Genomic DNA, 24569 nt, shown 5'->3' on the forward strand with positions numbered 1-24569 from the left:
CCGGGCGCCCGTACGCCGTCACCCCGTACGTCCCGGACAGGGCCGGAGCGCAGGCGGACGGTCACCGTCGGCACGGGCGCCGACCCTTCTCAGGCTAGATACGCGCGACCACGCTGTGTGACGTGAACCGACACATCACCCGAACCAGCAGTTCCGTTTGCCTCCCCGCGCCCTGCGGTCCGCCGCTGCGGTTCTGCGTACCGCTGTCCGCCACCCGCCGTGGTGCCCGGCTGGCCCGGCTTCTGGCCACCGAGCAGCTGCGCTCGTGGGGGATGCCGTACGACCCGGCCCGGCTCGTCGTCGCCGAGCTGGCCGCGAACGCCGTGCGGCACGGGCGCGTCCCGGGGCGGAGCTTCCGCCTCGCGCTCGTCCTCACCCCGCCCGGCACGCTGCGTATCGAGGTGACCGACACCCGCAGGGAGCGGCTCCCGATCCGCAGGCCCGTCGTCCGTGGCGTGCTGGCCGAGTCCGGTTACGGGCTGCTGCTCGTCGAGGGGTTGGCGGACCGCTGGGGTGTGGTGGAGGGGCCGGTGCCGTCGAAGACGGTGTGGGCCGAACTCGATCTCGGGCCCGGCCGCTGAGTGCGGGGCGTTGCCGCACCACGGGCGCCGTTTCCGCGGCCCGTACGGCCGACGCGGCGTCGGCATGGATGGGTGCGGGGCGGGCGTAGCGTGGGCGGTATGACGAAGTACGGAAGCTTTCCGGGGGCGCGGCCGCGGCGGCTGCGTACCACCCCGGCCATGCGACGGATGGTCGCGGAGTACCGCCTGCACCCCTCCGATCTGATCCTCCCGGCGTTCGTGCGGGAGGGCGTCAGCGAACCGGTGCCGATCAGTGCCATGCCGGGCGTCGTCCAGCACACCCGCGACACGCTGCGCAAGGCCGCGGTCGAGGCGGCCGCGGCCGGTGTCTCGGGGATCATGCTCTTCGGCGTGCCGCTCGACGAGAAGAAGGACGCCGCGGGGACGGCCGGTACGGACCCCGACGGCATCCTGCAGCTGGCCATCCAGGACGTGCGGGCCGAGGTGGGCGACGACCTCGTGATCATGTCGGACCTGTGCCTGGACGAGTACACCGACCACGGCCACTGCGGTGTGCTGGACGACCAGGGCCGGGTCGACAACGACGCGACGCTGGAGCGGTACGCCGAGATGGCGCAGGTCCAGGCCGACGCCGGGGTGCACACCGTCGGGCCCAGCGGCATGATGGACGGCCAGGTCGGCGTCATCCGCGACGCGCTGGACCAGACCGGCCACGAGGACGTCTCGATCCTCGCCTACACCGCGAAGTACTCGTCGGCGTTCTACGGCCCCTTCCGCGAGGCCGTGGGCTCGTCGCTGAAGGGCGACCGCAAGACCTACCAGCAGGACCCGGCCAACCTCCGCGAGTCGCTGCGCGAGCTGGCGCTCGACCTCGACGAGGGCGCCGACATGGTCATGGTCAAGCCGGCGCTGCCGTACCTGGACGTGCTGGCGAAGATCGCGGAAGCGGTGGACGTGCCGGTGGCGGCGTATCAGATCTCGGGTGAGTACGCGATGGTCGAGGCGGCCGCCGAGAAGGGCTGGATCGACCGGGACAAGGCCATCCTGGAGACGCTGACCGGCATCAAGCGGGCCGGGGCGAACATGATCCTGACCTACTGGGCGACGGAGGTCGCGCGGGGGCTGTGAGCCACCGGCCGGGATCCACCGGCCGGGATCCACCGGCTGTGATCCATCTCGCCCGGCGGTGCCGTTTGGGGGAGTCGAGGCGCGCGCATTCATGATCATGCGCAGCGGTTCTGCGCCTCAATTCCCCTGAAGAGAAGAGCACTTCGGACGTGTTACGTTCCCGCTTGGTCAGATGCGCGGTGGTCCCGGCCACCGCGCTTGCCCTTTCCATGGCCACTCCCGCCGTCGCCGCCGAGGCCCGGCCGTCGGCTCCGGCCGCCCCGGCCTCGGCCGCGGCGCCCTTCCAGCTGGTGAAGATCCCCGGCGTCAACGGCGACAAGCTGGACGGCGCCGCCTGGATCCACCCGGACGGCGCGCCCCGCCCCGCCATCGTCCTGCCGTCCCCCTGGACGCAGTTCGGCTGGCACACCTACGCGGTCATGGCGACGAAGTACGCGCTGTCCGGCTACAACGTCCTGGCCTACTCCGCGCGCGGCTTCGGCTCCTCCGAGGGCGAGGTCGACGCGGGCGGCCCGCTGGACGTCCAGGACGGCTCCAAGGCGCTGGACTACCTCATCGCGCACGCCCCGGGCCGGACCACCAAGGTCGGCTTCGCCGGGCTGTCGTACGGCTCCGGCCTGAGCCAGCTGATCGCCGCCCACGACTCCCGGGTGGACGCGGTCGCCGCGCTGAGCACCTGGGGCGACCTGGGCGAGTCGTTCTACGAGAACCGCACCCGGCATCTGGGCTCCGTACGGGCCCTGCGGCTCGTCGCGGGCAACGCGCGGCTCAGCGCGAGCACCCGCCAGGAATTCGCGGACCTCCTCGCCAACCGCAACATCCCGCAGGCGCTGGCCTGGGCGAAGCAGCGCTCCCCGCAGACGTACCTCAAGCAGCTCAACAAGCGCAAAGTGCCGGTCCTTTACGCCCAGGCGTGGCACGAGACGCTGTTCCCCTCCAACCAGTCGCTGAAGACGTTCAACGCCCTGACCGGGCCCAAGCGGATCGATCTGTCCGTCGGGGACCACGCCGGTCCGGAGATGACCGGGCTGGGCGGCCTGCCCAACCACGTCACCAACGACGCCAAGCGCTGGTTCGACCGCTTCCTCAAGGGCGAGCGCAACGGCATCGACACCGAGGGCCAGGTCAACAGCCAGGTGATGTGGAAGTACTGGCCGTGGCTGCGCGAAACCCGGCCCACCTGGGGCGCGTTCACCGAGGGCACCCAGCGCCTCAACCTGGCCGCACCCGGGCGCGAACGCACCGACGGCGTGCTGCGCGCCGCGCCGTCCACCGGCTGGCAGATGCCCATCACCTCCGGCAAGGACACCACCGCGAGCGTCGCGGGCAAGATCGTCTTCGCGGCCGGCTACGCGGAGATGGCGGGCCTGCCCAAGACCTACCGGACCGACTCCATCTCCCGTGAGAACGCGGCCGTGTGGACCGGCGCGCCCGTGGAGGCCACCACCCGGCTGCGCGGCGCCCCCAAGCTGCGGCTGACCTACACGCCCACCACGGCCCGGTCGACGATCATCGCCCACCTCTTCGACGTCGACGCCGACGGCAAGGCGCACATCATCACCCATGCGCCGTTCACCGCGCCGGAGGGCCGGGCGGGCCGGCCCGTCACCGCCGACATCGCCCTGCAGGCCGCCGCGTACGACGTTCCGCAGGGCCACCGGCTGATGCTGGTCGTCGACACCAAGGACCCGCTCTACGGCGATGCGAACGGCGCGGGCGGCAGGCTCACCTTCTCCTCGTCCAAGGCCGCGCCGTCCTATCTGGACGTGCCGACCGGCTGACGGTGCCGACCGGCTGACGGTGGCGACCGGTCGACGGTGCCGACCGGTCGGCGCGGCGCCCTCAGCCCGCCACGGCCCCGGCCAGCACCCTGGTCACGTCCGCGATCAGCGGGTTGTCGTAGGTCGCGGCCTGATCCGCCTTGCGGGTCAGCACCGCCAGCACGATCGGGGTGCCGTCCGCGGTCCAGGCGACGCCCACGTCGTTGCCGGTGCCGTACGCGCCGGAGCCCGTCTTGTCGGCGACCGCCCAGTCCGCGGGCAGACCGGCGCGGAAGCGCTCGGTGTTGGTCTCGTTGGCCTTCATCCAGGCCGTCAGCCGGGCGCGGTCGGCGGCGGGCAGGGCGTCGCCGACCAGGAGGCGGGCGAAGGTGCGGGCGATGGCGTACGGGGTGGTGGTGTCCGTCCGGCGCCCGGGCTCGGCGGTGTTCAGCTCCGGCTCCCAGCGGTCCAGCCGGGTGACCGGGTCGCCGAGGGAACGGGCGAAGGCGGTGACCGCGGTCGGCCCGCCGAGCTCGCGCAGCAGCAGATTGCCGGCCGTGTTGTCGCTCACGCGCAGCGTGGCGTCGCACAGCTCGGCGACGGTCATCCCCGTCGCGACGTGCTTCTCCGTCACCGGCGAGCCGTCCTTGACCAGGTCGTCGGCGGTGTAGTGGATGCGGCGCGCCAGCGTCTCGCCGTCCTGGTCGAGATCGCGCAGTACGGCGGAGACGGCGAGGGCCTTGAAGGCCGAGCACATCGCGAAGCGGGTGTGCGCCCGGTAGGCGACGGTCGCGCCGGTGGCGGTGTTGTGGGCGAAGGCGCCGACGCGTGCCCGGTGCGCGCGTTCCAGGCGGCGCAGCGCCGCGTGCGGGCCGGCGGCGGGGGTGGCCGCGGTGGCGGGTGCGGCGCCGGCGGGTGCGGCGGTGGCGGCCAGGAAACCGGCCGCCAGGAGGCCGGCTCCCGCGCCCAGCGCGGCGCGCCGACTCGGTGCGGTGTGCGTCGTGGGCCTGCTGTGCTCGTACATCGCTGGATGCCCCTCCCCGGGAGAAAAAACGGCGCGGCCCCGTACAACACCGCGGTTGTACGGGGCCGTTCGCCTTCGGAGCCTAGGCGAGATCTGCCTCAGAGGCGCTCGGGAGTACGGATTCCGAGCAGGGCCATGCCCTTGTGGAGGGTGCGGCCGGTCAGGTCGACGAGGAAGAGGCGGTTCTCGACCACCTCGACGGGGTTGTCGGCGCTGACGACCTGGCACTTCTCGTAGAACGCGGTCAGGTGCGAGGCGAGCTGGTACAGGTACGCGGCGAGCCGGTGCGGCTCGTAGGACGCCGCGGCCTCGGCGAGCACCTCGCCGAACTGGTCGAGGTGGAGGCCCAGGGCCCGCTCCGCCGGGTGCAGCGGCAGCTCGGGGTGGGCGGCCGGGCGGGTGTCGCCGGCCTTGCGCTTGATCGACTGGATCCGGGCGTAGGCGTACTGGAGGTACACCGACGTGTCGCCGTTGAGCGACACCATCTGGTCCAGGTCGAACTTGTAGTCCCGGGCCGGGGAGGTCGACAGGTCGGCGTACTTCACCGCGCCGATGCCGACGTACCGCCCGTTCTCGACGATCTCCGCCTCGCTCAGGCCCACCTTCTCGGCCTTCTCCCGCACGACCGCGGTCGCCCGCTCGGCGGCCTCGTCGAGCAGGTCCTCCAGCCGGACCGTCTCGCCCGCACGGGTCTTGAACGGCTTGCCGTCCGCACCGAGCACGGTGCCGTAGCCCATGTTGTGCGCCTTGACGTCGTCGCCGAGCCAGCCCGCCCGGCGGGCCGTCTCGAAGACCATCCGGAAGTGCAGGGACTGGCGGACGTCCACGACGTACAGCAGCGTCGTCGCGGCCAGGTCGAAGACCCGGTTGCGGATCGCGGAGAGGTCCGAGGCGGCGTAGCCGAAGCCGCCGTCCGCCTTCTGCACGATCAGCGGCACCGGCTGGTCGTCCTTGCCGCGGATCTCGTCGAAGAAGACGACGAGCGCGCCCTCGGAGCGCACCGCGACACCGGACTCCTCCAGCAGCCGCGCGGTCTGCGCCATCATGTCGTTGTACGCCGACTCGCCGACGATCTCCTCGTCGCGGATCTCCATGTCCAGCTTCTCGAAGACCGAGTAGAAGTAGACCTTCGACTCGTCCACGAACCGCTGCCACAGGTCGAGGGTCTCCTTGTCGCCGGACTGCAGGGCGACGACCCGCTTGCGCGCCCGCTCCTTGAACCCCTCGTCGGAGTCGAAGACCGCGCGCGAGGACTTGTACACCCGGTTGAGGTTGCTCATCGCCTGCTCGCCGTCGACGTCGGCCGCGGGGGCCAGCTCGCCGGGGTTCTCGATCAGGTACTGGATGAGCATGCCGAACTGGGTGCCCCAGTCGCCGATGTGGTGCCGGCCGATCGTCTTCTCGCCGGTGAAGTCGAGCATGCCGCGCAGCGCGTCGCCGATGACCGCCGAGCGCAGGTGGCCGACGTGCATCTCCTTCGCCACGTTCGGCTGGGCGTAGTCGATGACCGTGACGCCCGGGTTCTCCTTCAGCGGCACGCCGAGCCGGTCGCCGTCGGCGGCGCGGGCGGCCAGCGTCCTGACGATCGCCTCGTCCGCGACGGTGATGTTGAGGAAGCCGGGGCCGGAGACCTCGATCTCCTTGATCAGGTCGGCGGTGTCGATGCCGTCCACGACCTTGCCCGCCAGCTCCCGGGGGTTGCCCTTGAGCTTCTTGGCCAGCGCCAGCATGCCGTTGGCCTGGAAGTCGGCCCGGTCGCTTCGTCGCAGCAGCGGGTCGGCGGCACCGGCCTCCGGCAGGGCTGCCGAGAGGGCGTCCGCGACACGCTGGTTGACGGAGGCTGCGAGGGAAGTGACCGAGGCCATGAAGCTGCACTCTCTTCTACGAGGAGGTGTCGTCGGAGTGGAATGGGTTTGCCAAGGAGTATCCCACGCCACTACCACTGAATTTTCGTACGGCGGGTGTCTGGGAGAATGGCACCGTCAGGCTTTTGCGCGTCATCCGGCGCAAGAGGGCGCAGCCGGAAACCACCAGGAAGAGGAAGGGCCGATCGTGGCTCAGCAGAGCACCGAGACCGACTGGGTCTCCAGGTTCGCGGACGAGGTCATTGCCGAGGCGGAGCGCCGCGCCCCGGGCAACGTGACATCGGGTGCTTCCGCACCGGGCGCGGCGGACGCCTCCGCCCCGGTGATCGTCTGCGCCTCGGGCCTGAGCCCCTCCGGCCCGATCCACCTGGGCAACCTCCGCGAGGTCATGACCCCGCACCTGGTCGCCGACGAGATCCGCCGCCGCGGGTACACGGTGCGCCACCTCATCTCCTGGGACGACTACGACCGCTACCGCAAGGTCCCGGCGGGCGTCGCGGGCGTCGACGAGTCCTGGGCCGAGCACATCGGCAAGCCGCTGACCTCGGTCCCGGCCCCGGCCGGCTCCGCGTACCCGAACTGGGCCGAGCACTTCAAGGCCGCGATGATCGAGGCGCTGGCCGAGCTGGGCGTGGAGTACGACGGCATCAGCCAGACCGAGCAGTACACCTCCGGCGCCTACCGCGAGCAGATCCTGCACGCGATGAAGCACCGGGCGAAGATCGACGGGATCCTCGGCCAGTACCGCACGAAGAAGGGCCCCGCGAGGAAGTCCCAGAAGCCCGTCGACGAGGCCGAGCTGGAGGCCGCCGAGGGCTCCGGCGCGGCGAGCGAGGACGACGGCAGCGGCGGCTCGTCCGGCTACTTCCCGTACAAGCCCTACTGCGGGCAGTGCGAGAAGGACCTCACCACCGTCACCGCCTACGACGACGAGACCACCGAGCTGTCCTACACCTGCACGGCGTGCGGCTTCGGCGAGACGGTCCGGCTCAGCGAGTTCGACCGCGGCAAGCTGGTGTGGAAGGTCGACTGGCCGATGCGCTGGGCGTACGAGGGCGTGGTCTTCGAGCCGTCCGGTGTCGACCACTCCTCGCCCGGCTCCTCCTTCGTCGTCGGCGGCCAGATCGTCCGCGAGGTCTTCGACGGCGCCCAGCCCATCGGCCCCATGTACGCCTTCGTCGGCATCAGCGGCATGGCCAAGATGTCCTCCTCCAAGGGCGGGGTGCCCACCCCGGGCGACGCGCTGAAGATCATGGAGGCGCCGCTGCTGCGCTGGCTCTACGCCCGCCGCAAGCCCAACCAGTCCTTCAAGATCGCCTTCGACCAGGAGATCCAGCGGCTCTACGACGAGTGGGACAAGCTGGCGGGCAAGGTCGCCGACGGCGCCGCCCAGCCCGCGGACGAGGCCGCCTACGTCCGGGCCGTCGGCACCGCGGCCGGCCCGCTGCCGACCACCCCGCGCCCGCTGCCGTACCGCACCCTGGCCTCGGTCATGGACATCACCGCCGGGCACGACGAGCAGACGCTGCGCATCCTCAGCGACCTCGACCCCGCCAACCCGGTCACCTCCCTGGACGAGACCCGGCCCCGGCTCGACCGGGCCGAGTACTGGATCACCACCCAGGTGCCGGCCGACCAGCGCACCATCGTCCGCGACGAGCCCGACAAGGACCTGCTGGCCACCCTCGACGAGCAGGCCCGCGGCTCGCTGCGGCTGCTGCTCGACGGCCTCGACGAGCACTGGTCGCTGGACGGTCTGACGACCCTGGTCTACGGCGTGCCGAAGGTCCAGGCGGGTCTGGAGCCGGACGCCAAGCCGACGCCGGAGCTCAAGGCCGCCCAGCGTGCGTTCTTCGCGCTGCTCTACCACCTGCTGGTCGGCCGGGACACCGGGCCGCGGCTGCCCACCCTGCTGCTGGCCGTCGGCGCCGACCGGGTGCGCAAGCTGCTCGGCGGATGACGTGGCGGCGATGAGCCGCTGCCGCTGAGTCGTAGACGCCGTCTCGGGCGTGCGACCCAGGGGTGAGAAGGGGTTCGGCCCCGGGGAGGAGGATCCCCGGGGCCGAACCCTTCACGCTGGAGCCATGAGGGGATTCATCGGTTTCATCGTCATGATCCAGGGCGCGGCGGGATTCATCGGGCAGACGTTCTTCGACCATGCCTGGGGCCTGCTGTCCCACTGGTTCGCACTGCCGTCGATCGCCTACGTCGGCCTCTTCGCGGCCGGCGCCGCGCTGGCCGTATGGGGCGACATGGACAAGAAGCGCAGGCAGAAGCGGGGCGAGCCGGGGTCGGCTTGAGGGGTGCGGTCAGGCGGGAATTCTCCGGCGCCTGCGCCTCGTTGCGGCCTGCGAGGGGGGCGCGGGCAACTGCCCGGGATCCGGCGGGAGTTCGGGCCCGGGGGGCTCCGGGGCGTGGTGGCGCTGTTCGGGCGGGGACGGGCGGCGGCCACCGGGCGGCTTCCGACCAGCCTGATGTGGCGGCGCGTTACGCGATGTGGTCCTCCATCAGCTCCGCGTTGAGGCGGTCGCTGAACTGGTCCATATAGCGGTTCAGGTCCCGCGCCGGCAGCCGGATCGCGTACTGCGCCTCCAGGTTCGCCGCGAACGCGCCCGGTGTCGGCATGCCCTCGCCTTCTATCGAGCGCCGGAACACCTGGTAGAGGTCCTCGTCCGTGGGGGCCGCGGCCGGCTCCCGGGAAGGCTGCGGGTCCGCCTGCGGGATGCCCTTGCCGAGCGGGCGCGTTCCACCGGCGCCGGTCGGCACCGGGATCTGCGGCTCGGGCTCCGGAACGGTCTGCGGAGCGGGCTGCGGCTCACGTGGCGCAGGCAGCGGGACCTGGCCGTGCGCCGGCACCGGCTCGTGCTCGTCGTACGCGGGCTGATGCTCCTGCTCCGGGACGTACGTCGGGTCGTAGTCACCCTGGTACGCCACCTGCTGCGACGCCGCGAACCACTGGCTCGGCAACTCCTGGGCCGGCTCCTGGGCCTGCGGCTCCAGAGCAGCCGTCGCGGACCGCTCCGGCGCCGGCAGCAGCTGTGGTTCGATGCCCGCCGCGGCGAGCCCCGCGGGCGCGGTCTCCGCCAGCGGCACCCCGTACCGGGCGAGCCGCAGCGGCATCAGGGACTCCACGGGAGCCTTACGGCGCCAGCCCCGCCCGAACCGCGAACGCAGGCGTGCCTGGTACACCAGCCGTTCCTGCTCCAGCTTGATCACCGCGTCGTACGACCGCAGTTCCCACAGCTTCATCCGCCGCCACAACAGGAACGTCGGGACCGGCGACAGCAGCCAGCGGGTGATGCGCACACCCTCCATGTGCTTGTCCGCCGTGATGTCGGCGATCCGCCCGACGGCGTGCCGGGCGGCCTCGACGGTGACGACGAACAGCACCGGGATGACGGCGTGCATGCCCATGCCCAGGGGATCGGACGCCGCCGCGGCGTTGAACGCGACCGTCGCGACGGTCAGCACCCACGCCGTCTGCCGCAACAGCGGGAAGGGCATCCGGATCCAGGTCAGCAGCAGATCCAGAGCGAGCAGGACGCAGATGCCCGCGTCGATGCCGATGGGGAAGAAGTAGGCGAAGTCGCCGAAGCCCTTCTTGACGGCCAGTTCGCGGACGGCCGTGTAGGAGCCCGCGAAGCCGATGGCGGCGATGACCACCGCACCGGTGATGACCACTCCGATGAGTATCCGGTGTGTGCGTGTCAGCTTCAGTGGCGCGGCCACCCGGGACCCCTTCTCGTCGGTCTGTTGCGAGCGACAGCCTGGCACATGCGTACGGGCGCGTGTGTGCCGGTGTGGACAGAGCCGGGTGGGGAGGGCGGACGGGGCAGCGTAAGGGGCCGGTGCGGTCGTTGGCCGCGATCACCGCAGCCCCGGCCGGGCGGGAGCGCGGCCGGGGCGGTGCGCTGCGTCAGGCGTTCGCCTTGGTGGCGGCGGTGACCGCTTCCTTGGCGGCGGCCTGGGCCTGCTTGAGCAGGTCGGCGGCCTTGGGGGCGTCCGCACCGGCCAGGCCCGCGCCGTTGAAGTTGAGGGTGACGACGATGTTGGACAGGCGGGCGACGATCGTCGTGTTCTTGAAGTCGTTGCCCTCCTTCTTCACGTCGTAGGTGATCGCGGTGGACTCGTCGCCGGTGCCGGTCGTCTTGACGGTCTTCAGCTTCTTGGCGCCCTTGACGGCCTGACCGGCGGAGACCTGCTTGGTGTAGAACTCCGTGGCCCGCTTCTCGGCGGAGCCGACGCCCGGCTCGGAGTCGTAGCGCTGGTAGCCGATGTCCAGCCAGCGGAACTGGGTGCCGTCGACGCCCTGCTCGTCGGAGCTGTTCCAGGAGCAGGTGCCGTGCGCGGAGTTGTCCGAGGACTTGCCCTGCTCGCCGGAGGCGTCCTTCACCTTGGGCAGCATCTTCTTGATGGAGCCCTTGGCGAACGCCTCGCACGGGTTCGGCAGCTGCTTGTACTTCGCGGGCGCGACGGTCGGCGACGGCTTGCCCGCCTTGCCGGGGGCGGACGCGGAGGAGGAGGCGTCACCGGAGCTGTCGCTGTCCGAGCCGGAGCAGCCGGCGACGAGCAGCACCGGTACTGCTGCGCAGGTGAGAAGGCTGGCGAGGCGCTTGGCTGAACGGTGCATGGTTCCTTCGCTGTTCGTCGTCGTCGGTTCGGCCCGGCCCGGCCGTGGGGTCGGCCGTGCGGGCCGCCCCACCGCGCGAACGGGGCGGGGCTAGGGGGCACGGTACGCGGCGCGGGGGGATGTGTGACGGTTTCGTGTTGATGAAAAGGAAGGGTGAATCGGGTATTCGGCGACGCCGTGGGGCGGTTCGGGCTATTCGCTCAAACCGGACTATTCGCTGAGGCTCTCGACCAGTTCGCCGGCCAGTGAACGGGCCTTGTCCTGCAGTTCCTGGCTGTCCGGCAACATCGTCTTGTCCGTGGACCACTGGTCGTACGCGATCGTCACGATGACGTTCGACGTGCGAAAGACCACAGTGACATCACGGTGCACACCGGAGTCGGCGGTGACCAATTTGTCATTGAGGAACGCCGCGTCCCCCAGGTCGTCCAGCACGCGCGGAGCCGTCGAACCGCTGGGGTCCGCGCTCGGCTCGGCTGCCTCGGACTCCTTGCCCGCCTTCCCCTTTCCATCCGCCTTGTCCGCCTTGCCTGCCTTGTTCGGCTTCTCGGCCTTGCCGGTCTTGTCGGCCTCGGCGTCCTGCGGCTTCGCGGTGGAGGGCGGCGGGGTGCCCGGCGAGGCCGAGCCGGTGGCGCCGGCCGGGATCTGCGCGGCCAGCTCCTTGGCGTCGTAGGTCTCCTGCGCCTTGTCGTCGTCGCTGACCGCGGAGTCGTAGGAGACCACGCGCTGGATGTCGACGGCGAGGTGGCGGGTGCCGGCGGTGGTCTCGCGGGTCCAGCGGCAGCCGACCCGGCGGTCGGTGTCGTAGGTGATGTCGGCCTGGCCGCCGTAGACCTTGTCGGCCTCGGCGCCCGAGAGGTGCTGGCCGTCGCCGGGCAGCATCCCGCGCACGGTGCTGCGCGCGGGCAGCCCGCACGCCTCCGGGAGGGTCTGGTAGCGGCCCGGCTCGGCGGCCTGGCTGGCGGTGGTGGCGTCACCGCTCTTCGCGTCGGCGGCGCCACCGTCGGTGCCGGAGCCGCCGGTGCAGCCGGTGAGGCCGGCGGCCAGTGCCGCGGCGGCCACCAGTACGGCACCGGGTGTGAACGGCTTCCGTGGCATCGTTCGCGGCTCCTTCCCCTGTGAAATGCGGTTGCCGCCGGGTGGCGGCCGATGGAGACAATGTCTATCGCACGTTTTGCCGCGCACGCCGGTCCGGCGTCCAAGATCGTATATCTTGTCCGGCTTTTGCGTTTTTCAGGTTTTCGGGGGAATGAGGAAGTTATGTCGTACGTCGAGGTGCCAGGCGCACAGGTACCGATCCGGATGTGGACAGACCCGGCCACGGTCGAGGACGTCGCGATGCAGCAGCTGCGCAACGTCGCCACGCTCCCGTGGATCAAGGGCCTGGCCGTGATGCCCGATGTGCACTTCGGCAAGGGCGCCACGGTCGGCTCGGTGATCGCGATGCGCGGCGCGGTCTGCCCGGCGGCGGTCGGCGTCGACATCGGCTGCGGGATGAGCGCGGTGCGGACCTCGCTCACGGCCAACGATCTGCCCGGCGATCTCTCCCGGCTCCGGTCGAAGATCGAACAGGCGATTCCGGTCGGCCGCGGCATGCATGCCGATCCGGTCGACCCGGGGCGGCTGCACGGCTTCCCGACCGCGGGCTGGGGCGACTTCTGGGCGCGCTTCGACGGCGTCGCCGACGCGGTCAAGTTCCGCCAGGAGCGCGCCACCAAGCAGATGGGCTCGCTGGGGTCCGGCAACCACTTCTGGGAGTTCTGCATCGACGACGACCAGTCGGTGTGGATCATGCTGCACTCGGGATCGCGCAACATCGGCAAGGAGCTGGCCGAGTACCACATGGGCGTGGCCCAGAAGCTGCCGCAGAACCAGGGGCTGGTCGACCGCGACCTCGCCGTCTTCATCGCGGACACCCCGCAGATGGCGGCGTACCGCAACGACCTGTTCTGGGCGCAGGAGTACGCCAAGCACAACCGCGAGATCATGATGGCGCTGTCCCAGGACGTGATCCGCCGGGAGTTCAAGAAGGCCAAGGTGACCTTCGACGAGGTCATCTCCTGCCACCACAACTATGTCGCGGAAGAGCGGTACGACGGCATGGACCTGCTGGTGACCCGCAAGGGCGCGATCCGGGCGGGCAGCGGCGACTACGGCATCATCCCGGGCTCGATGGGCACCGGCTCGTACATCGTCCGGGGCCTGGGCAACGCCGCGTCGTTCAACTCCGCCTCGCACGGCGCGGGCCGCAGGATGAGCCGGAACGCCGCCAAGAAGCGGTTCTCCACGCGGGATCTGGAGGAGCAGACGCGGGGTGTGGAGTGCCGCAAGGACTCCGGAGTGATCGACGAGATCCCGGGCGCCTACAAGCCGATCGAGAAGGTCATCGATCAGCAGCGCGATCTGGTCGAGGTGGTCGCCCACCTCAAGCAGGTCGTGTGTGTGAAGGGCTGAGCCGCCCCGCTTCGGCTGACCTGCCCGGCTGAGCTGCCGCACTTCGGCCGGCCGGCGGGGCCGCCGGCTCTCAGCGGGCGGTGTCCGCCGTCGCCACGCCGCCGCTCGGAACCTGCCGCCAGATCCCGGTACGCGGCGAACCAGGCCGCCCGCTGCGCCTCACCCACCGGGAGGCCGGCCGGCCGTTCGCCGCCCACGCGTCGGCCTCCTCGCGGCCTCCGAAGCAGTTCACCGCGGTGCTGCTGCCGATGCCGCGGGGGTCCCGGCTGACGATGTCGAACCGCTCGCGCACCTCGGGGGCGGGCTGATCTTCCTGGTCGTGCAGGAGTCCAACCGGGCGGCGCTGGAGAGCGAGCCCGGGGAGATGAGCGCCTTCCGGCACTGAGCACGCGGCGCGGCGCGGTGCGGCGCGGTGCCCGTCGCGCCGCGCCGCGTGCTCAGTGCCTCAGGAGGTGCGGTGGACCTTGGTGTTGGATGCCTGGGCGCGGGGGCGGACCACCAGCAGGTCGATGTTGACGTGGGCGGGACGGGTGATGGCCCAGGCGATGGTGTCGGCGACGTCCTCCGCGCTGAGCGGCTGCTCGACGCCTTCGTAGACCTTGGCGGCCCTGTCGGCATCGCCGCGGAAGCGGGTGGTGGCGAACTCGTCGGTCTTGACCATGCCGGGGGCGACCTCGATGACGCGTACGGGCTCGCCGCACAGCTCCAGGCGGAGCGTTTCGGCGATGACATGCGCGCCGTGCTTGGCGGCGACGTATCCACCGCCGCCCTCGTAGGTGCCGTGGCCCGCGGTGGAGGACAGCACGACGACGGTGCCCTCGCCGGAGGCGGTGAGCGCGGGCAGCAGCGCCTGGGTCATATGGAGCACGCCGAGCACATTGACCTCGTACATGGCACGCCAGTCGGCGGGGTCGCCGGTGGCGACCGGTTCCGCGCCGAGGGCGCCGCCGGCGTTGTTGACCAGGACGTCGACGGAGGGGAGACGGCCGAGCTCGGCGGCGAAGGCGTCGACGGCGGCGCGGTCGGTGACGTCGAGCGCATAGGCCCGGGCGTGCGGGAGTTCGGCGGCGAGGGCCTCGATGCGGTCCTTGCGGCGGGCGGTGAGGACCACGTGGTAGCCGGCGGCGGCCAGCGCCCGTGCCGTCGCGGCGCCGATGCCGCTGCTCGCTCCGGTGACGACGGCGGTTCGGGCCTCGGCGGTCATGGCGCTCTCCTTGGGCGGTGGGGTCGCTGCTCGCTCCCCGCTGCGGGGGCGTGCGCGGCCAGGATATGCGGGCGCGTTCAGCGGCTCCTGGGGGCGTACATGATCACTGCCATGCCGGCCAGGCAGATCAGTGCGCCGATGACGTCCCAGCGGTCGGGTCGGTAGCCGTCGGCGACCATGCCCCACGCCAGCGATCCGGCGACGAAGACGCCGCCGTACGCGGCGAGGATGCGGCCGAACTCGGCGTCCGGCTGGAGGGTGGCGACGAAGCCGTACACCCCGAGGGCGAGGACTCCGGCACCGATCCAGGCCCAGCCGCGGTGCTCACGGACGCCTTGCCACACCAGCCAGGCGCCGCCGATCTCGAAGACGGCGGCGACGGCGAAGAGGGCGGCGGAACGGGCGATCAGCATGAGGGAAGCCTAGGTTCTGCCCGATGGGCCGACGGCCGGGCCCGCGGCGCGGCCGTTCCGGCCCTGGCCCATCGGGCAGCCCCCGAGGAGGAGCGGCGGGCGTCAGGCGCGGGGCGGTTGTCAGCGGGGTGTGAGAGCTTCGAAGTCATGCTGATCGAGCGGGCTTATGTGGATGTTCCGGAGGGGGAGGGGACGGCCGAGGACGGCTGGCCCTGGACGGTGCCGTGTGTGCGTCAGCTGGCCGAGGAGGGGCTGGCCTTCCGCGCTCCGGTCACCTTTCTGGTGGGCGAGAACGGCTCGGGGAAGTCGACGCTGGCCGAGGCGCTGGCGGAGGGGTTCGGACTGGATTCCTACGGCGGCTCGGCGGGCTACAAGTACGCCAGCTCGCGGGAGGCGTCGCTGCTGGGCGGGCTGATGCGGTTCGATCCGACCCGCGAGGGGCGCCGGATGGTGCGGGGGCCGCGGACCCGCCGCAAGGGCTACTTCCTGCGGGCCGAGACCGCGCTGGATGCGCTCAGCGGGGAGCACAGCTCGCTGCGGCTGTCCCGGCACCCGGACGAGATGAGCCATGGCGAGGGCTTCCTGCTGGCTCTCCGGGAGCGGTTCACACAGCCGGGGCTGTATGTGATGGACGAACCGGAGGCCGCGCTGTCGTTCTCCTCCTGCCTGGAACTGGTCGGGCTGATGAGTGAGTTGGGCGGCGGCGGCGCGCAGATCGTCTGCGCCACGCACTCCCCGCTGCTGACCGCGCTGCCCGGCGCGGAGATCGTCGAGGTCGGCGAGCACGGCATGCGGTCGGTGCAGTGGGCGGAGCTGGGTCTCGTCGACCACTGGCGGCGCTATCTCAACGACCCGCGGGCGTATCTGCGGCATGTGCTGGCACCGGGCTGACCGCTGAGGGGCGCGGGCCCGTCCCGCCGTCCTCGGGGGCGGCGCCGGTCCACTGCACCAGGGCGGCGCGCAGGGCCGCGGCGCGCTCGGCGGGGTGGGTGGCGTCGGTGGCCCAGGCGATATAGCCGTCGGGGCGTATGAGGAGAGCGGTGCGGCGATCGCTGTCCCAGGCGGCGCGGATGACGCGGTCGTCGGCGGGGAGCGGGCCGGCCCCGTTGCCCGTCGGCCGGGGGACGGCGGGCTCGTCGGCGGGGGCGATGAGCACGAACCTGCCCTGGCGCAGCAGCGCGTAGAGGCGGCCGCCGTCGGCCAGGCGGATGTCCGGGGCGCGGTGCCCGGCGAGCCGATGGGCGCCCGGCCCGGCCGGATAGGCGATGTCGATGCCGGAGACGGTGCCGATCGCGCGGCGGGCCAGCGGCCGCAGATGGGTGAGGAGCCGGCCGGCCAGTGCGCGGGCCGCTCTGCCCGGGGCGGAGTGCAGCAGCGCGATCCGGAGGATGGCGCCGCTGCTGCGCAGCACCGTCCTTCCGACGGGATGGCGCTCGGCCTCATAGCTGTCCAGGAGCGCGGCGGGGGCGCGGCCCTGAAGCACGGCCGCCAGCTTCCAGCCGAGGTTGGCGGCGTCCTGCAGGCCGGTGTTCATGCCCTGGCCGCCGGCCGGGGAGTGGACATGGGCGGCGTCGCCGGCGAGGAGGACACGGCCCACGCGGTACTGCGGGGCCTGGCGCTCGTCGCTGTGGAAACGCGAGATCCAGCGGGCGTCGTGCATGCCGTAGTCCGTGCCGAGGGTGAGCCGGGTGATCTCGCGGACCTCGGCGAGATCGGCGGGGGCGTCGTCGTCGGCCTGGCGGTGGCGATGCCAGCCGATGACGCGGTACCAGCCGTCGCCGAACGAGGCCACCAGGCCGAAGGCGTCCCTGGTGGCGTTGAACATGAAGGGGGACTCGGGCTCCTGGGCCAGTCGTACGTCGGCCAGGACCAGCGAGCGGATCACGGACTTGCCGGGGAAGGGCAGACCCACGGCCTCGCGGACCGTGCTGCGCACACCGTCCGTGCCGACCACATAGGCGGCGCGGGCGCTGCCGCCGCCCCCGGCGCCGCGCAGCCGCACGGTCACCCCGTCCGCGTCCTGGTCGAGGCCGGTCACCTCGGAGTCGTACCGGAACGTCACACCGGCCTCCCGGGCCCGGCGCTCCAGCAGCCGCTCGACCTCGAACTGGGGCGTGATCAGCACGAACGGGAAGCGGGAGGGGAGCCGGGACGGGTCGAGGACGGCGGCGCCGAAGAGGCGGAGGCGGGAGATCGGCCGGCCGCCGGCGACCAGCTCGTCGGCGAGGCCGCGGGCGTCGAGCTGCTCCAGGGTGCGGGCGTGCACGGCCAGGGCGCGGGTGAGGTTGCTGGTCGTTTCGGGGCGCCGTTCGACGAGGGTGACGGCGAGGCCGGCCTGGGCGAGGTCTCCGGCGAGCAGCAGGCCCGTCGGACCGGCGCCGACGACGAGGACATCCGCGTCGCGGGCGGCGTGCCCGCTCCGGGCCGCGGTGCCGCCGCCGCTGCCCGCGCCGCTTCCGCTGTCGGTGCCGCTTTTGCCGCCGGTGGTGCGCTCGGTGGTGCCGGGCTTGCGGTTGATGGCATTCATGGCCGTTGCCTCCTACGCCTCTGCCTGACCACGTCGATGCGTCGTGCGGGTCAACGCATGTGTGCCAACACTTGTTGGTCAACGCTCGTTGGCAAGCGTAGGGCTCCTCGCGCTGGCATGTCAACGGGCGTTGGCCTACAGTCGTGGGCATGGTCGACCATGCGCCTCTCACCAGCAGCGACACCGCGTCCGACGCCGGGCAGGCCCCGCAGCTCCGTTCCGCCGGGACCCGGGCCGCGATCCTGGCCGCCGCCCGCGACCGCTTCGCCGCCGAGGGCTACGAGCGCGCCACGATCCGCTCCATCGCCAGGGAAGCCGGCATCGACCCGTCGATGGTGATGCGCTACTACGGCAACAAGGCGGGCCTGTTCGCCGCCGCCTCCGAGATCGAGGTGCACGCCCCGGACCTCACTCACGTACCGCACGACGAGCTCGGTGCCCGCCTCGTACGCCACTTCCTCGAACGCTGGGAGAGCGACGAGGTGCTGACCGCCATGCTGCGCGTCGGCGCCACGAACGAAGCCGGTGCGGAGCGGATGCGGGGCGTGTTCGCCGAGCAGATCGGCCCGGTCGTCAGCGCGGTCTGCCCGGTCCCCGAGGAGGCGGCGATCCGCTCCGCGCTGATCTCCTCGCAGATGCTCGGGCTGGCCCTGTGCCGCTACATCCTGCACCTCCCGCCGGCCGTCGGCCTCGGCCACGACGAGATCGTCGCCTGGCTGGCGCCCACCCTCCAGCGCTATCTGACGGCCGAGCTGCCCTGAGCCCCGCGCGGGGCCGCCTCAGCGCGGGTAGGCGGTCGGCGGCACCCCGACCGTCGCCGTGACATCGCGGACCAGATGCGCCTGATCGCTGTAGCCCAACTCGGCGGCCAGCGCGGCCCAGTCGACCTCCGCGTCCGCCGCGGCCCGCTCCAGGGCCTCATGGATGCGGTAGCGCAGCAGCACCCACTTGGGGCTCACCCCGACATATCCGGCGAACAGCCGCTGCAGTGCCCGTACGGACATCCCCTCGGCCCGCGCGAAGTCCGCGACCCGCCGGATCGTGCGGTCCGTCCGGATCCGGTCGGCCAGCCGCATCGCGAGCCCGGCCTGGGCCAGGACCCGCGGATCGGCCCGCAGCAGAGGCGTCAGAAAGGCGTCGAGCGCGGCCACCCGGGCGTCCTCGTCCGCCGGCTCCACGATGGCCCGCGCGGCAGCGGCGGCGGCCGGCTCCACGGCATCGGCGCCCCCGCCCGCCCCCTCCGCGCGCCGGTCCGGGCCCGGCGGCCCGGGGAAGACCGCCGCCGGCGGCAGCCTGCGGCCCGTCCAGTCGGTGACCGGCCGCTCCGGGGCGAACGGCCGGAACCCGCCGGGCCGGAACTGCACCCCGCACACCCGCCCCCGCCCCACCAGCGTCTGGGAGAACAGCTCCAGCCCGACGCCCGCGACCTCGCCGAAGGCGGGCCGGCCGGCGTGCCGCTGGAAGACCACGTTCACGCACGGGTGCGGCACGACCTGGCTGGTGTACGGCTCGGGCAGATCCCAGTCGATCAGCCAGTAGTGCTCGACATACGGGCGCAGCGGTACGGCGGGGGAGCGGCGCCGGAACCGCACCCGCGCCAGGAGCTCCGGGGCGGCGACGATGCCCCGGGTGTCGCGCCGTGGAGCGGCCATGCCCGGATCCTAAGGCGGTGCGCGACGAACGCCACCGCACGGCCTGTCGCATTTCTTCAAGCCGCGGCAGGCTGCGGCCCGTAGCGTCATCGAGATGACGGACACCAGGGATATGCAAGACAAATCGGTCGGCTCGGTCGAGGCGGGCGAGGCGGGCGGTGCGGACCGGCCCCGGACGGATCCGCCGATCAGCGAGCTGCTGGACGCCGCCGCCCGGGCCGCGCTCCCGGTGCTGCGCGCAGTGCGCGACGACCAACTGGGGCTGCCCACGCCCTGCGCCGAGTACGACCTGCGGGCGCTCCTCAACCACCTCTTCCATGTGGTCGTCGCCTTCCAGGCGCTGGCCGCCAAGCAGGAGGCGGACTTCAGCCGGACCCCCGACCGGCTCGGCGAGTACGGGGCCCAGTGGCCCGACCGGTTCGCCCAGGAGGCGGCGCGGCTGGTCGAGGCGTGGTCGGCACCGGGCGCGGAGGACGGAGTGTCCGGTGGGATGGGGCTGCCGGCGCGGACCGTCGGTGCGATGGTGCTGCTGGATCTGGTGGTGCACACCTGGGACGTGGCGCGGGCGACCGGCCGCCCGTACGAGGCGCCCCCGGGGTGCGTGGCCGAGCTGCGGGTGCTGGTCGCGCGGATGGCCCCGACGGCCCGGCAGATGAACGTCTTCGCCGAACCGGTCCCCGTACCGCCCGGCGCCACCGAACTCGACGCCCTGCTGGCGGAGACGGGCCGCGCCCCCCTCGGCTGACGGGCCGTCGACCGGGCGTGCGGACATGGCCCGATTGCGCCCGCCGCGGCGCCGCCTTCGTGCCTAGGCTGGATCACCTCCGACGAGTGGGAGGGGCCCAGCCCGTATGAACGAGCACCGAACGCCCCGCGACCGGCTCCCCGAGGCACTGATCGAGTTCTACGGGCTGGCGCCGCTGCCCCGCGAGGGCGGGCGGTTCCGGCAGACCTGGGCGGGCCCGCCGCGCCCCGACGGACGGCCCGAGGGAACGGCGATCGTGATGCTGCTCACCGCCGCGCCGGGCGACTTCTGCGCCCTGCACCGGCTGCCGACCGACGAGATCTGGCACTTCTACTCGGGCGACCCGCTCACCCTGCTCCTGCTGTCCGAAGCCGGCGGACAGCCGGGCGGCACCGGACGCGCCGAGGGCGGCGATCCCCCCTCCGGCGGCGCGGGGCGCTCGGCCCGTACGGTCGTCCTCGGGCCGGACGTCCTGGGCGGGCAGCACGTCCAGTTCACCGTGCCCGCCGGTACGTGGATGGCCGCCGAGGTCGCCGACGGCGGCGCCTGGACGCTCTTCGGCTGCACGATGGCGCCCGGATTCACCTTCGCCGACTACGAGCACGGGGACGCCGCCGAACTGGCCGCGCGCTTTCCCCAGGAGGCAGCGCGGATCGCCGCGCTGAGCCGAGCATGACAGAGCCGTCGACCCCCGCAGAGCCGTCGCCCCCGGATGAGCCGACCGGCCATGACGTGCCCACCGGCCGCGACGTCCCGGGCGGCGGCCGCCGCGACCTGCCCGACCTCACCGGCCAGGTCGCCCTCGTCACCGGCGCCGCGGGCGGTGTCGGCCGCGGTATCGCGCTGCGGTTCGCCGCCGCGGGCGCCGCGGTCGTGGCGCACTACCGGACGGGCGCCGACGCGGCCCGCGCGCTGGTCGCGCGGATCGAGGACGGCGGCGGGCGCGCGCTGGCGCTGCGCGCCGATCTGGCCGACGAGGAGGAGTGCCACCGGCTGGTGGCGCGGGCGGCCGAGTGGCGCGGGCGGCTGACCGCGCTGGTGAACAACGCGGCGGTGCAGCCGACCCAGGAGCTGGCGGGGATGTCGCTGGCCGACTGGCGGGCGGTGGCGGAGGTGAACGTGCACAGCGTCTTCGCCTGCACCCAGGCCGCGGCGGCCGCGATGCGTGCGCAGGGGGCCGGTTCGATCACCCATATCGCCTCGATCGAGGCGGACCGCCCGGCGCCGCTGCACGCCCACTACTGCGCGTCCAAGGCGGCGGTGGTGATGCACGCGCGCTCGGCGGCGCTGGAGTACGGGCCCTACGGGATCCGCGTCAACAGCGTCTCGCCGGGGCTGATCGCACGCCCGGGCCTGGCGGAGGACTGGCCGGAGGGGGTGCGGCGCTGGGAAGCGGCGGCGCCCGCGGGGCGGTTGGGGCGGCCGGAGGACATCGGCGACGCGTGTGTGTTCCTGGCCTCGCCGATGGCGTCGTGGATCACCGGACACGAGCTCGTCGTCGACGGCGGCGTCTCGGCCCGTCCCACGTGGTGACCGCGGACACACCGGGCCCGGCCCGATTCCGTGACCGGTGGCGCGACGGGCCGTGGCCCGCCGCGCCCTGCCGAACCGTTACGGCCAGACCAGGCAGTACGCCTGATGCCCCGCCTCGTGCAGCCGATGGCTGAAGTCCTGCCATTCGTGCAGCAGCTGGTAGACGGTGAAGGCGTCGCGCGGGCCACCGCGGTCGGGGACGGTGGACCAGATGAAGGCGGCCGCGCCGACCGACTCCTCGCCGACGCCGCGCAGCGGGTCGACCACGGTCATGGGGAGCTTGACGACGGCGTAGTCAGGGTGGAGGACGACCAGTTCGAGCGGCGGAACCTTATGGAGCGGTATGCCCTCTATACCGGTGAGGACCATGGCGGCCATCGTCTCGGGCTTGATCTTGGTGAACATACCGCCCATACCGAGCTCGTCACCGCCGAGTTCCTCGGGGCGCATGGAGATCGGAACACGGGCCGCGGTCGCACCGTTGGGCGCGCCGAAGTATTTGTATGTCACCCCCATGCGGCCGCCTCTGATGTCCCCGCCCCTGGTCTCGTCGGTTTCCTCGCGCCGGTGACGGCCGCGCTGGGCGCGCTCGGGACCCCGGTCATCGGTTCCCTCGCCCAGTTCGCCACCGCGATGCATATCTCCACCCGACCACTCGCAGCCCTAGCCGCGCAACCCGATCATCGTCTCAGAGACCTCCCCCGTCGCAGGCGCGTGAAACGCCCGCGCGCACGCCCCCGTGCGCCTCTGAGACCATTGCTTGCGTGACTTACTCGTACGTCGCCCCAGTTTCGCAGACGACTGGGGGCTGACGCCCGGTCGGAAGCGAGAGGAATCAAAAAAGGATCGAACGGGAACCGCGCGGCACCTTGGGTGGTCCAAGCGGGGATTCCCGCACCCTTGTCAGCCGGGCCGTGTCCGTGCGTCGCCGCCCTCCCCGTTTATGCAGGTCAGGATCCCAGTGTCTTTTCCGTATGAAGCCCCTGTTTCGCAGTCGCTGTTCGAGCGCGCGTCCGCGGTGACGCCGGGCGGCGTCAACTCTCCGGTGCGGGCGTTCCGAGCCGTGGGTGGTACGCCCCGGTTCATGGTGTCCGGTACCGGTCCGTACCTCACCGACGCCGACGGCCGTGAGTATGTCGACCTCGTGTGCTCCTGGGGGCCGATGATCCTCGGTCACTCGCACCCCGAGGTGATCGCCGCGGTCCAGGAGGCGGTCGCCCGCGGTACGTCCTTCGGCACGCCCGGCGCGGGCGAGGTCGAGCTGGCCGAGGAGATCGTGGCCCGGATCGAGCCGGTCGAGCAGGTGCGGCTGGTCTCCAGCGGCACCGAGGCGACGATGTCGGCGATCCGTCTGGCGCGCGGCTTCACCGGCCGCCCCAAGGTGATCAAGTTCGCCGGCTGCTACCACGGGCATGTGGACGCGCTGCTGGCCGCGGCCGGCTCGGGTGTGGCGACCTTCGGTCTGCCCGACACGCCGGGTGTTACGGGCGCGCAGGCCGGCGACACGATCGTGCTGCCGTACAACGACCTGGAAGCGGTGCGGGCGGCGTTCGCCGCGCACCCGGGCGAGATCGCCTGTGTGATCACCGAGGCGTCGCCCGGCAACATGGGCGTGGTGCCTCCGCTGCCCGGCTTCAACCAGGGGCTCAAGGACATCTGCGCCGGCGACGGCGCGCTGTACATCTCCGACGAGGTGATGACCGGCTTCCGCGTCAGCAAGGCCGGTTGGTACGGGATCGACGGTGTACGTCCCGATCTGATGACCTTCGGGAAGGTGATGGGCGGCGGCTTCCCGGCCGCGGCCTTCGGCGGCCGTGCGGACGTCATGGCGCACCTCGCCCCGGCCGGCCCGGTCTACCAGGCGGGCACCCTGTCCGGGAACCCGATCGCCACCGCCGCCGGCGTCGCGCAGCTGCGGCTGCTGGACGACGCCGCGTACGAGAAGGTCGACGCGGTCTCCGCCGAGCTGCGCTCGCTGGTGACCGGCGCGCTGGCCAAGGAGGGCGTCGCGCACCGCCTCCAGGTCGCCGGCAACATGTTCTCGGTCTTCTTCACCGGCCGGGACGTCACGAACTACGACGAGGCCAAGGCGCAGGAGTCCTTCCGCTTCACCGCCTTCTTCCACTCGATGCTGGCGCAGGGCGTCTACCTCCCGCCGTCCGCCTTCGAGTCGTGGTTCGTCTCGACCGCGCACGACACGCAGGCCGTGGAGCGGATCGCGGCGGCGCTGCCGGCCGCCGCCCGGGCCGCCGCCGAAGCGACCGAATGAGGGGTGACATGAGCAGCGAAGACATCACCGTTGTCCATCTGATGCGGCACGGCGAGGTGCACAACCCCGACGGTGTGCTCTACGGGCGCCGGCCCGGCTACCACCTGTCCGATCTGGGGCGGAAGATGGCCGACCGGGTCGCGGAGCACCTCGCGGGGCGGGACATCACGCATGTCGTCGCCTCGCCGCTGGAGCGTGCGCAGGAGACCGCGACGCCGATCGCCGGTGCGCACGGTCTGGACCTGTCCACCGACGAGCGGCTGATCGAGGCGGGCAACGTCTTCGAGGGCAAGACCTTCGGCGTCGGCGACGGTGCGCTGAAGAAGCCGGGGAACTGGAAGTACCTGACCAACCCGTTCCGCCCCTCGTGGGGCGAGCCGTACATCGAGCAGGTCGTACGGATGATGGCGGCGCTCGGGGCGGCGCGGGACGCGGCGCGCGGACACGAGGCGGTGGCGGTCAGCCATCAGCTGCCGATCTGGATCGTCCGCAGCTTCGCGGAGCGGCGGCGGCTGTGGCACGACCCGCGGAAGCGGCAGTGCACACTGGCCTCGCTGACGTCGTTCACGTTCCACGGCGACAAGATCATTTCGGTGGGGTACAGCGAGCCGGCGCGCGACCTGGTTCCCTCCCATCTTCTGGCGGGCGCCAAACCCGTCAAGGGAAAGGCCAAGGCTTTCGGGGCCTGATGCTGCATCACTCGGCGGAATGCCGAGGGCGCGCAAAATAAAATACCTGAGCGATTAACTCGGTTCTCCGATGCTCGACATGCCCTTCACTCGGTTGTCCGTTTATATGGATATTGAGTTCGGCGAGCACGGAT

General features: G+C 72.1%; 24 protein-coding genes. 14 read left to right on the top strand and 10 right to left on the bottom strand.

Annotation, left to right across the window (positions count from 1 at the left end):
• Window positions 1-122: 122 nt before the first annotated feature.
• The 3 genes from ACZ4NB_RS36195 (at window position 123) to ACZ4NB_RS36205 (ending at window position 3451) form a co-directional block, all read left to right on the top strand.
• Complete coding sequence (locus ACZ4NB_RS36195; RefSeq protein WP_467667290.1) at window positions 123-581, top strand: ATP-binding protein; 459 nt, start codon at window positions 123-125, stop codon at window positions 579-581.
• 99 nt (window positions 582-680) lie between these two features.
• The gene (gene hemB, locus ACZ4NB_RS36200; RefSeq protein WP_467667291.1) at window positions 681-1670 is read left to right on the top strand and encodes a porphobilinogen synthase; all 990 of its coding nucleotides are present in this window, start codon (window positions 681-683) and stop codon (window positions 1668-1670) included.
• Between the two features lie 209 nt (window positions 1671-1879).
• Entirely contained in the window at window positions 1880-3451 is a 1572-nt protein-coding gene (locus tag ACZ4NB_RS36205; protein ID WP_467667292.1) for a CocE/NonD family hydrolase, read from the top strand.
• Window positions 3452-3512: 61 nt separating this feature from the next.
• Here ACZ4NB_RS36205 and bla read toward each other — a convergent pair whose 3' ends face one another.
• Both bla and argS read right to left on the bottom strand, forming a co-directional pair.
• Window positions 3513-4454, bottom strand: a complete 942-nt coding sequence (bla, locus tag ACZ4NB_RS36210) for a class A beta-lactamase (protein WP_467667293.1) — start codon at window positions 4452-4454, stop codon at window positions 3513-3515.
• A gap of 98 nt (window positions 4455-4552) precedes the next feature.
• Complete coding sequence (gene argS / locus ACZ4NB_RS36215) at window positions 4553-6319, bottom strand: arginine--tRNA ligase (protein ID WP_467667294.1); 1767 nt, start codon at window positions 6317-6319, stop codon at window positions 4553-4555.
• A 187-nt stretch (window positions 6320-6506) separates the two neighbouring features.
• Here argS and lysS point away from each other — a divergent pair, with 187 nt between their 5' ends.
• Both lysS and ACZ4NB_RS36225 read left to right on the top strand, forming a co-directional pair.
• The gene (gene lysS, locus ACZ4NB_RS36220) at window positions 6507-8279 is read left to right on the top strand and encodes a lysine--tRNA ligase (protein ID WP_467667295.1); all 1773 of its coding nucleotides are present in this window, start codon (window positions 6507-6509) and stop codon (window positions 8277-8279) included.
• Window positions 8280-8403: 124 nt separating this feature from the next.
• On the top strand, window positions 8404-8619 hold the full coding sequence (locus tag ACZ4NB_RS36225) for a hypothetical protein (protein WP_467667296.1): 216 nt from the start codon (window positions 8404-8406) through the stop codon (window positions 8617-8619).
• A gap of 187 nt (window positions 8620-8806) precedes the next feature.
• On the opposite strand, the gene ACZ4NB_RS36230 is transcribed toward ACZ4NB_RS36225, so the two are convergent.
• The 3 genes from ACZ4NB_RS36230 to ACZ4NB_RS36240 all read right to left on the bottom strand — a co-directional run bounded on the left by ACZ4NB_RS36230 (window position 8807) and on the right by ACZ4NB_RS36240 (window position 12047).
• Window positions 8807-10048: a DUF2637 domain-containing protein gene (locus ACZ4NB_RS36230; RefSeq protein ID WP_467667297.1), complete on the bottom strand. Its 1242-nt coding sequence runs from the start codon at window positions 10046-10048 to the stop codon at window positions 8807-8809.
• Between the two features lie 187 nt (window positions 10049-10235).
• Window positions 10236-10949, bottom strand: coding sequence for a DUF3558 domain-containing protein (locus tag ACZ4NB_RS36235; RefSeq protein WP_467667298.1), 714 nt, complete (start codon window positions 10947-10949; stop codon window positions 10236-10238).
• 210 nt (window positions 10950-11159) lie between these two features.
• Window positions 11160-12047 (bottom strand): hypothetical protein, encoded by an 888-nt coding sequence (locus ACZ4NB_RS36240; protein ID WP_467667299.1) that lies wholly within the window; start codon window positions 12045-12047, stop codon window positions 11160-11162.
• A gap of 162 nt (window positions 12048-12209) precedes the next feature.
• Between ACZ4NB_RS36240 and ACZ4NB_RS36245 the strand changes: the two genes are divergently transcribed.
• Together ACZ4NB_RS36245 and ACZ4NB_RS36250 are read left to right on the top strand one after the other, a co-directional pair.
• Window positions 12210-13403 (top strand): RtcB family protein, encoded by a 1194-nt coding sequence (locus tag ACZ4NB_RS36245; protein WP_467667300.1) that lies wholly within the window; start codon window positions 12210-12212, stop codon window positions 13401-13403.
• A gap of 80 nt (window positions 13404-13483) precedes the next feature.
• Window positions 13484-13711 (top strand): hypothetical protein, encoded by a 228-nt coding sequence (locus ACZ4NB_RS36250; RefSeq protein ID WP_467667301.1) that lies wholly within the window; start codon window positions 13484-13486, stop codon window positions 13709-13711.
• A 137-nt stretch (window positions 13712-13848) separates the two neighbouring features.
• Here ACZ4NB_RS36250 and ACZ4NB_RS36255 read toward each other — a convergent pair whose 3' ends face one another.
• Entirely contained in the window at window positions 13849-14607 is a 759-nt protein-coding gene (locus ACZ4NB_RS36255) for an SDR family oxidoreductase (RefSeq protein ID WP_467667302.1), read from the bottom strand.
• 77 nt (window positions 14608-14684) lie between these two features.
• Entirely contained in the window at window positions 14685-15020 is a 336-nt protein-coding gene (locus ACZ4NB_RS36260; protein ID WP_467667303.1) for a YnfA family protein, read from the bottom strand.
• A 147-nt stretch (window positions 15021-15167) separates the two neighbouring features.
• On the opposite strand from ACZ4NB_RS36260, the gene ACZ4NB_RS36265 reads away from it, so the two are divergent.
• Window positions 15168-15911, top strand: a complete 744-nt coding sequence (locus ACZ4NB_RS36265; protein WP_467667304.1) for an AAA family ATPase — start codon at window positions 15168-15170, stop codon at window positions 15909-15911.
• Here ACZ4NB_RS36265 and ACZ4NB_RS36270 read toward each other — a convergent pair.
• Entirely contained in the window at window positions 15865-17547 is a 1683-nt protein-coding gene (locus ACZ4NB_RS36270; protein WP_467667305.1) for an FAD-dependent oxidoreductase, read from the bottom strand. The two genes, ACZ4NB_RS36265 and ACZ4NB_RS36270, sit on opposite strands and share 47 nt — an antisense overlap.
• Window positions 17548-17696: 149 nt before the next feature.
• Between ACZ4NB_RS36270 and ACZ4NB_RS36275 the strand changes: the two genes are divergently transcribed.
• A complete protein-coding gene (locus ACZ4NB_RS36275) occupies window positions 17697-18308 on the top strand; it encodes a TetR/AcrR family transcriptional regulator (protein WP_467667306.1) in 612 nt (203 codons plus the stop codon).
• Between the two features lie 18 nt (window positions 18309-18326).
• Here ACZ4NB_RS36275 and ACZ4NB_RS36280 read toward each other — a convergent pair whose 3' ends face one another.
• Window positions 18327-19199, bottom strand: coding sequence for a DUF6597 domain-containing transcriptional factor (locus ACZ4NB_RS36280; RefSeq protein WP_467667307.1), 873 nt, complete (start codon window positions 19197-19199; stop codon window positions 18327-18329).
• A 94-nt stretch (window positions 19200-19293) separates the two neighbouring features.
• Here ACZ4NB_RS36280 and ACZ4NB_RS36285 point away from each other — a divergent pair, with 94 nt between their 5' ends.
• The 3 genes from ACZ4NB_RS36285 (at window position 19294) to ACZ4NB_RS36295 (ending at window position 21477) form a co-directional block, all read left to right on the top strand.
• Window positions 19294-19944 (top strand): TIGR03086 family metal-binding protein, encoded by a 651-nt coding sequence (locus tag ACZ4NB_RS36285; RefSeq protein ID WP_467667308.1) that lies wholly within the window; start codon window positions 19294-19296, stop codon window positions 19942-19944.
• Window positions 19945-20050: 106 nt separating this feature from the next.
• Entirely contained in the window at window positions 20051-20620 is a 570-nt protein-coding gene (locus ACZ4NB_RS36290) for a cupin domain-containing protein (RefSeq protein WP_467667309.1), read from the top strand.
• Entirely contained in the window at window positions 20617-21477 is an 861-nt protein-coding gene (locus tag ACZ4NB_RS36295) for an SDR family NAD(P)-dependent oxidoreductase (protein ID WP_467667310.1), read from the top strand. The genes ACZ4NB_RS36290 and ACZ4NB_RS36295 overlap by 4 nt, the downstream gene beginning before the upstream one ends.
• A gap of 78 nt (window positions 21478-21555) precedes the next feature.
• Here ACZ4NB_RS36295 and ACZ4NB_RS36300 read toward each other — a convergent pair whose 3' ends face one another.
• Window positions 21556-22116 (bottom strand): hypothetical protein, encoded by a 561-nt coding sequence (locus ACZ4NB_RS36300; RefSeq protein WP_467667311.1) that lies wholly within the window; start codon window positions 22114-22116, stop codon window positions 21556-21558.
• A 322-nt stretch (window positions 22117-22438) separates the two neighbouring features.
• Between ACZ4NB_RS36300 and hemL the strand changes: the two genes are divergently transcribed.
• Window positions 22439-23746, top strand: coding sequence for a glutamate-1-semialdehyde 2,1-aminomutase (gene hemL, locus ACZ4NB_RS36305; RefSeq protein WP_384441575.1), 1308 nt, complete (start codon window positions 22439-22441; stop codon window positions 23744-23746).
• Between the two features lie 8 nt (window positions 23747-23754).
• Window positions 23755-24435, top strand: coding sequence for a histidine phosphatase family protein (locus ACZ4NB_RS36310; RefSeq protein ID WP_467667312.1), 681 nt, complete (start codon window positions 23755-23757; stop codon window positions 24433-24435).
• Window positions 24436-24569 lie beyond the last annotated feature (134 nt).

The organism is Streptomyces sp. NPDC026575 (assembly GCF_055567415.1).

Coding starts and splice junctions, on each gene's coding strand:
- hemB (WP_467667291.1), top strand. CDS start 681: ATGACGAAGTACGGAAGCTTTCCGGGGGCGCGGCCGCGGCGGCTGCGT.
- ACZ4NB_RS36205 (WP_467667292.1), top strand. CDS start 1,880: ATGGCCACTCCCGCCGTCGCCGCCGAGGCCCGGCCGTCGGCTCCGGCC.
- bla (WP_467667293.1), bottom strand. CDS start 4,454: ATGTACGAGCACAGCAGGCCCACGACGCACACCGCACCGAGTCGGCGC.
- argS (WP_467667294.1), bottom strand. CDS start 6,319: ATGGCCTCGGTCACTTCCCTCGCAGCCTCCGTCAACCAGCGTGTCGCG.
- ACZ4NB_RS36225 (WP_467667296.1), top strand. CDS start 8,404: ATGAGGGGATTCATCGGTTTCATCGTCATGATCCAGGGCGCGGCGGGA.
- ACZ4NB_RS36235 (WP_467667298.1), bottom strand. CDS start 10,949: ATGCACCGTTCAGCCAAGCGCCTCGCCAGCCTTCTCACCTGCGCAGCA.
- ACZ4NB_RS36240 (WP_467667299.1), bottom strand. CDS start 12,047: ATGCCACGGAAGCCGTTCACACCCGGTGCCGTACTGGTGGCCGCCGCG.
- ACZ4NB_RS36245 (WP_467667300.1), top strand. CDS start 12,210: ATGTCGTACGTCGAGGTGCCAGGCGCACAGGTACCGATCCGGATGTGG.
- ACZ4NB_RS36255 (WP_467667302.1), bottom strand. CDS start 14,607: ATGACCGCCGAGGCCCGAACCGCCGTCGTCACCGGAGCGAGCAGCGGC.
- ACZ4NB_RS36260 (WP_467667303.1), bottom strand. CDS start 15,020: ATGCTGATCGCCCGTTCCGCCGCCCTCTTCGCCGTCGCCGCCGTCTTC.
- ACZ4NB_RS36265 (WP_467667304.1), top strand. CDS start 15,168: ATGCTGATCGAGCGGGCTTATGTGGATGTTCCGGAGGGGGAGGGGACG.
- ACZ4NB_RS36270 (WP_467667305.1), bottom strand. CDS start 17,547: ATGAATGCCATCAACCGCAAGCCCGGCACCACCGAGCGCACCACCGGC.
- ACZ4NB_RS36275 (WP_467667306.1), top strand. CDS start 17,697: ATGGTCGACCATGCGCCTCTCACCAGCAGCGACACCGCGTCCGACGCC.
- ACZ4NB_RS36280 (WP_467667307.1), bottom strand. CDS start 19,199: ATGGCCGCTCCACGGCGCGACACCCGGGGCATCGTCGCCGCCCCGGAG.
- ACZ4NB_RS36285 (WP_467667308.1), top strand. CDS start 19,294: ATGACGGACACCAGGGATATGCAAGACAAATCGGTCGGCTCGGTCGAG.
- ACZ4NB_RS36290 (WP_467667309.1), top strand. CDS start 20,051: ATGAACGAGCACCGAACGCCCCGCGACCGGCTCCCCGAGGCACTGATC.
- ACZ4NB_RS36295 (WP_467667310.1), top strand. CDS start 20,617: ATGACAGAGCCGTCGACCCCCGCAGAGCCGTCGCCCCCGGATGAGCCG.
- ACZ4NB_RS36300 (WP_467667311.1), bottom strand. CDS start 22,116: ATGCATCGCGGTGGCGAACTGGGCGAGGGAACCGATGACCGGGGTCCC.
- ACZ4NB_RS36310 (WP_467667312.1), top strand. CDS start 23,755: ATGAGCAGCGAAGACATCACCGTTGTCCATCTGATGCGGCACGGCGAG.